4 protein-coding genes and 4 pseudogenes are annotated in these 6,182 nt (G+C 67.5%); 6 read left to right on the forward strand and 2 right to left on the reverse strand.

All coding sequences use genetic code 11. From position 1 onward, the window contains the following. The 6 genes and pseudogenes from ACFV8T_RS45120 to ACFV8T_RS45145 form a co-directional block, all read left to right on the forward strand. Positions 1–112: pseudogene (locus tag ACFV8T_RS45120) on the forward strand (IS630 family transposase); the annotation flags it as partial. A 499-nt stretch (positions 113–611) separates the two neighbouring features. Further along, positions 612–950, forward strand: a complete 339-nt coding sequence (locus ACFV8T_RS45125; RefSeq protein WP_385339634.1) for an ArsR/SmtB family transcription factor — start codon at positions 612–614, stop codon at positions 948–950. Then, the gene (locus tag ACFV8T_RS45130) at positions 947–2,128 is read left to right on the forward strand and encodes an MFS transporter (protein ID WP_385339636.1); all 1,182 of its coding nucleotides are present in this window, start codon (positions 947–949) and stop codon (positions 2,126–2,128) included. Before ACFV8T_RS45125 ends, ACFV8T_RS45130 begins: the two co-directional genes overlap by 4 nt. Positions 2,129–2,292: 164 nt before the next feature. Next, positions 2,293–2,889, forward strand: a pseudogene (locus ACFV8T_RS45135) (IS3 family transposase); the annotation flags it as partial. A 28-nt stretch (positions 2,890–2,917) separates the two neighbouring features. Next, positions 2,918–3,588, forward strand: a pseudogene (locus tag ACFV8T_RS45140) (integrase core domain-containing protein); the annotation flags it as partial. Positions 3,589–3,735: 147 nt separating this feature from the next. Further along, positions 3,736–4,965, forward strand: coding sequence for an MFS transporter (locus tag ACFV8T_RS45145; protein ID WP_385339639.1), 1,230 nt, complete (start codon positions 3,736–3,738; stop codon positions 4,963–4,965). Positions 4,966–5,066: 101 nt separating this feature from the next. Here ACFV8T_RS45145 and ACFV8T_RS45150 read toward each other — a convergent pair whose 3' ends face one another. Beyond that, positions 5,067–5,966, reverse strand: a complete 900-nt coding sequence (locus ACFV8T_RS45150; protein ID WP_385339642.1) for a LysR family transcriptional regulator — start codon at positions 5,964–5,966, stop codon at positions 5,067–5,069. A gap of 104 nt (positions 5,967–6,070) precedes the next feature. Continuing rightward, positions 6,071–6,182 (reverse strand): annotated as a pseudogene (locus ACFV8T_RS45155) (IS630 family transposase); the annotation flags it as partial.

Below are 6,182 nucleotides of genomic sequence, written 5' to 3' on the forward strand. Positions count from 1 at the left end.
CCTGGAAACGCTCGTCCGCAACCGGCTCAAACGCCTCCAGTACCGGCCCGACACGCTCGACGGCTTCATAGCGGGCACCGGCCTCACCCTCGACACCCTGACCTCACCCTGACGAGCCGAAGTCAGTAAAAGACAAGCTAGGGGCCGGGGGCAGGAAGCGGCCGGGCCGCCGCCCGTAATCCGATCCTTGTGCGGGTCGGGCGTGATCGCATCACAAAGAAGCCGACCGGATCCGCGGCCGGCCCGGCCACGCCGCCGACAGGGACCGTCGGCTCTCAGGGAGGGCTCAGGGCCCTGCCTCGGGCTCGGTGACGGCGAACTCCTCGCCGCTCCAGCGCACGGCTAGGCGATCTCGGGTCGGTTGTCACCGGTCGCGGTCCCCATGGACGGAACGTCGCCGTGCCGCTCGGCATCCCGGCTCACGACCGCCTGCCGAAGCCGCCGCTGGCCCCTCGCACCAACTCGTAGCCCGCTTCCAGAGCTGTCGCACCTCTTGCTGATCGAGGTCGCGCCGCCACTGCCGCGGGAGGGCTTGGCAGTTCAGCTTGATCGTTCGAGAATTCTCGCACTATTATTGTGCGGGAATAGTCGCACGATGCAAGGTGGTTCTGATGGTGCCGTCACGGGTGTACGAGCATCCTGAGGCTGATGAGATCGCGATCCCGCGGGTGCTGTTCGCGTTGAGCGAGCCGCTGCGGTTGTCGATGGTGCGGATGCTCGCGGAGCGCGGTGAGGTGGACAGCATCGAGCTGGGACCGGATCTGCCACGGTCGACGCTCACACATCACACCAGCCTCCTGCGCGAATCCGGGGTGGTGTTCGTCCGCGCCGAAGGACGCAAGTGCATGATCCAGCTGCGCCGCGATGACTTGGAGGCGCGGTTTCCTGGCCTGATCAACACGGTCCTCAACGGGTATCAGGAAGCCGCTCCTGCGAAGGAGGACGCATGATCCGCCGCGTCTGGCCGCTTGTCGCGGCCTCGAGCGCGCTGGGTATCGATGCCTATGTTCTCGCCGGGGTGCTGCCCTCGATCGCTGATTCGCTCGCCACGACGGTCGCGGCGGTTGGCCTGGGTGTGACAGCCTTCACTGCGGCATACGCTCTGGCGGGGCCGTTGCTGTCAGGAATGCTGATCCGTGGGAGTACCGCTAGGGCGCTGCTCATCGCGCTGGGTGTGTTCAATCTCGGCAACCTCATCACCGTGGTTTCGCCGGGGACCGAGGTATTTCTTGCCTCGCGGGTGATTGCAGGCGCCGGCGCTGGCGTGCTCACCGCGGTGGCAACCGCAGCTGCCGCCGCCATGGTCGCCGACCATGAACGGGGTCGTGCCATGGCCATGGTGACCTTTGGGCTGTCCACCGGAACAGTCGCTGGAGTGCCGGTTGGGATGCTCATCGGCAACCAGCTGAATTGGCGATGGACAATGGCCCTGGTCGTCGCTGTTGGTCTCCTCAGCATGGTCGCTCTGGCTGTCAAGGCGCGCACGATCCCGTCGCTGCCCGCTTCGCGTGGTCCTGCCTTCGTGGTGCTGCGGTCGCCGAAGACTCTCATCGGGGTCGCTGCTGCATTTCTCCTTGGTGTGGCCAGTCTCGGGCTCTACACCTACCTGCTGCCCATGGCCGAGGCCCGAGGGCTCCAGGACTGGGGCTTCGCGCTGGTGTGGGCTTGGGGCATCGGTGGAGTCGCTGGCTCCGCCCTGATCGGCAGGCCTCTGGACGCATTCGGGCCCCGCACTCTGCTCATCGCTCTGCCCGCAGTGCTGCTGGGGAGCTTTACCGCTATCTGGGTCTTCACCGCCCCGGCAGCGTGGCTCATCGCAGCGGCGTTGTGGGGTGCGGCAGGATGGACGAGCGTCCCTACCCTGCAGCAAGCCCTGACCGGAGACCGGCCCGAGCAGGCGATGCGGATCGTCGCGTTCCAGATGGCCGCGATGTATCTCGGTTCCGCCGCGGGGGCTGCCGCAGGCAGCAGCCTGCTCGCTAACGGCGCCGATCCGGGCGACCTGTCCGCATGGGCGCTGGTGCCTGCAGCTCTGGGGTTGCTGCTCACCGGGTGGCTCAGCATCGGTACGCTCCGTGCTCATGCTCGGCACCGCTTTACTCGCCTTGCGTGCGAGGCCGCAGACTAGCGCCGCTCTGGCTGTCAAGGCGCGCACAATCCCGGGTTGCCCGCCGTTGCGTTACCCGATGCCGGGAGATACCGCGCGCCTCGGTCAGCTGGCGGCTCACTGGAGAGAGGCTCCTGCGGATATCCGTCAGGACATCTTCACTGCGGTTGCGGCGGTGAGGGTCGCTCCGGAAGAAGAAGCGGACGACGATCGCGGACAGGACCGCGCCGCCTGCTCCGGACCCGGTGATGCGCGACTTCACCGCGCACACGCTGAACACCAGGTGGTGCGGCGACATCACCTGCATAGCCGTCGGCGCGACGTGGCTCTACCTCGCCACGGTCATCGACATCTGCTCGAGGAAGGTGGTGGGCTGGTCGATCGCGGACCACATGCGCACCTCCCTGGTCACCGACGCGGTCGAGACGGCCGTTGCCGCCCGCGGCGGCCGGGTCCACGGCGTCGTCCTCCACACCGACAGCGGCACCCGGTACAGCGCGGCCGCCTTCGCCGACGTCTGCAGCCGGCACGGCATCCGTCGCAGCATGGGCCGGGTCGGCTCGAGCTATGACAATGCCCTCGCCGAGTCGTTCTTCCAGGGCCTCAAGCGCGAGTTGCTCCACGGGAGGAGCTGGACCTCCAAGGCACAGACCCGGCTCGAGCTGTTCCGCCGGCTGTCGTACTGCAACCGGCGCCGTCGGCATTCCGAGCTCGGCTACCTCACACCAGCCGAGCTCGAACAGCAACTGATCACGTCACGTACGCTGTCACTCGTTGCATGAAACCTGGTGTCCACTCCCGGGGATCAACCTCACACGCATCCTGCACCGCCACGGCATGCCCCGCCTGGCCTCGTGCGACCCACTGACCGGACAGCCGATCCGCTCCGAACGTCGCAGTCACGCCCGCTACGAACGAGACCGGCCCGGAGAACTGATCCACCTCGACGTCAAGAAGATCGGACGGATCCCGGACGGCGGGGGATGGCGAGCCCACGGCCGCGAAGCCGGCAGGACCTACGCGCAAAAGCAGGCCCGGATCGGCTACGACTACGTCCACGCCGCTATCGACGACCACTCCCGCATGGCCTACGCCGAGATCCACGCCGGCGAAAAGGCAGACACCTGCGCCGCCTTCCTCACCCGCGCCGCCGCCTACTTCGCAGCCCACGGCATCGACTGCATCGAACGAGTCATCACCGACAACCCCTGGGCCTACCGCAAGAGCAGCGCCTTCCGGCAGGCCGTGGCAGACCTCGGCGACCAGCAGCGGTTCATCCGTCCTCACTGCCCCTGGACCAACGGCAAGGTCGAGCGCTTCAACCGCACCCTGCAAACAGAATGGGCCTACCACCAGGTGTTCACCAGCAACACCGCACGCTCCCGCGCACTGGCACCCTGGCTGACCTTCTACAACACTCGACGCAGACACACCGCGCTCGGCGGCCAGCCCCGATCACCCGACTGTCACCAACGTCATGACCAAGTAAAGGCGTTCGGACGGTACTGCTGCTGCACAGGTCGGCGATGCTCGAGCAGGCCCGGTTCCCCCGATCGATGAGTCGGGGTAATGAGTGGATGAGATCATCGATCTTGTTCGGCCATGAAAGGGGGTGGTGAGCTGGCCATATGAAAAGTACGGAAGCTCTCACACCCCCCACAGCGGACAGTGGGGCACCTCGCTGGTCACCGGTCATCGCCGTGGCACTCGGTACGTTCACCGTGGTGTCCTCCGAAATGATGCCGGTGGGTCTGCTGACGCCCATGTCGGAGTCCCTTTCCGTCTCCGACGGTGTCGCCGGCCTTTCCTTGACAGTTAGCGGGATCATCGCCGCGGCCGTCTCCCCCTTCGCACCCGCGCTCATCGGGCTCCGTGATCGCAAGGGGGTGCTTGTCACCTTCATGGTTCTGCTGTCACTGGCGAATGCGCTGACCGCGGTCGCGCCCAATTTCCTGGTCCTGGTTTCCAGTCGGGTCCTTCTCGGCATTGCGATGGGCGTCGTGTGGGGACTGGCCGCAGGACTGGGCCCGCGACTCGTCGACGGACCACGAATCGCGCTTGCCACCACGCTGATCTTCTCGGGGGTCTCCATCGCCTCGGTTCTCGGCGTGCCGCTGGGGACCCTCCTTGCGGCGCTCCTCGGCTGGCGTGCCACGTTCTGGGCACTCGCACTCGTCGGTGCGGTGGCCACCGGCGTCCTGGTCCTCACGCTTCCGGCCCTCCCGGTTCACCATCGGAGCCGCCTCGACGGAATCGTCGACGCGCTGAGAAACCGCGGCGTCGCGGCCGGGCTGGCCATCACGGGGCTGGTCGCGCTCGGCCACTTCACCGGCTACACGTACGTGCGCCCGGTCCTTGAGCTGGACGCGGGCATGAGCGCCGGCCTGATCGCGAGCTGCCTGCTCGTCTACGGCCTGGCCGGCGTCGCCGGAAACTTCACCCTCGGTCCCATGGCCGGCCGGTACACGAAGGAGGCTGTGACGATCGCCCTGGCGGGCGTCGCGCTGGCCGCAGCACTGCTGCCGTTCGCCACCGCGAGCACCGTCACTGTGCTGATGGCGCTAATCATCTGGGGCGCCTCGTACGGCGGGGTCTCGGTCTCGACGCAGACCTGGGTCCGCACGGCCGACCCCGCGCGTACCGAGGTATCGGCCGCGCTGTGGGCCGGCGTGTTCAACGCAAGCATCGCTCTCGGTGCGTTCGCGGGCGGGCTCGTCATCGACCGTGCGGGAAACCGGGCCGTCCTGCTCTCGGCGGCGCTGATCACGGCGGCCGGGCTGATCGTCGCCGCCGTCTCGCGGCCTCGCCCGACGGCTCCACGCGCGCGGCGGCCGGAGCTGGATGCCGCTGGCCATTGACGGTCTGTCTGCTGCCCTGAACGGACAACCGCCAATCCGAAGGTACGTCCCTCTGCCGGGCGGAGACCTGCTCCGCTTACGGCCGACACGGCAACGGCGTTTCAGTCCACGTTCTTCACCAAGAGCTCGACGAACCTGTCGGCCAGGCCGTGCTGCTTCCGTTCGCTCTGCAGGACGAGCAGTGTGGTCGGCTCCAGGTCGGGAGCCGGCAGGTAGCGGATGTCCGGCCGCGGGGCGTACCTTGTGCTCGCTTCACACAGCAGCAGACCGAGGCGGGTGCTGGCTACGGTCGAGAGCCCCTCCTGAATCGTGCTGGCGCCCACCGGGTAGGTCAGCTCGAACCCGTTCCGCGTCCGCGTCGGCGCATTCACCTGGCGCCAGTAGTCGGGGGCGGGGCCGCGCGGTTCGATCAGCGGCAGTTCCGACAGTTCGCCGGCGGAGACGCTCGACTCAGCGGCCAGGCGGTGCGCGGTGGAGAGGGCAAGGTACATCGGCTGTCGCGAGAACTCCAGCATGAGCCGGAGGCCTTTCTCACGGCAGGGCGAGAGCACGATGGCCACGTCGATCTCGGCCCGGCTCAGGCAGGAGAACGGGTCCCCCCAGGAAAGTTCGACGAGTTCGGCGGAACCCTCGGGAAGGCTCGCGATCGCCTTGGCGACCGGCTCGTACACGGCGCACTGGAATCCCACGCGCATGGGCCGGTCCGTCGCCGCAGCCCGGGCGGCGTCGAAACCCTCGCGAAGCTGGCGGAAGGCGGGAACTACCTGCTCGGCCAGCCCTCGCCCCAGATCGGTCAGCTCGACCCGGCGGCTGGTCCGTTCGAACACCGGAGCACCCACCCGATTCTCCAGGCGCTTGATCAGCTGGGAGACGCGTCCCTGGGTCACGCCCAGGATTTCGGCCGTGCGGCCGAAATGGAGTTGGTGAACCAGCACGGAGAAACACTCAAGCTCCTGGAGCGGGAGCTCCGGAATTACGGGCCATGGGGGTGTGCGATCCACCTCCGCATTCTACGCCGGTGTCGCACGGCACCCGGTCCGGGCAGAGGCGACCCGCCCCCACGAGGTGCCGGGGGTGGGATGACTGGGTTACTGACTTCGGATCGTCAAGGTGACGCTGGTTTGTCGAGGGTGAGGCCGGTGCCCGCTATGAAGCCGTCGAGCGTGTCGGGCCGGTACTGGAGGCGTTTGAGCCGGTTGCGGACGAGCGTTTCCAGG

This window comes from Streptomyces sp. NPDC059832 (assembly GCF_042731715.1).
In the GTDB taxonomy this organism is placed as follows: Bacteria; Actinomycetota; Actinomycetes; order Streptomycetales; family Streptomycetaceae; genus Streptomyces.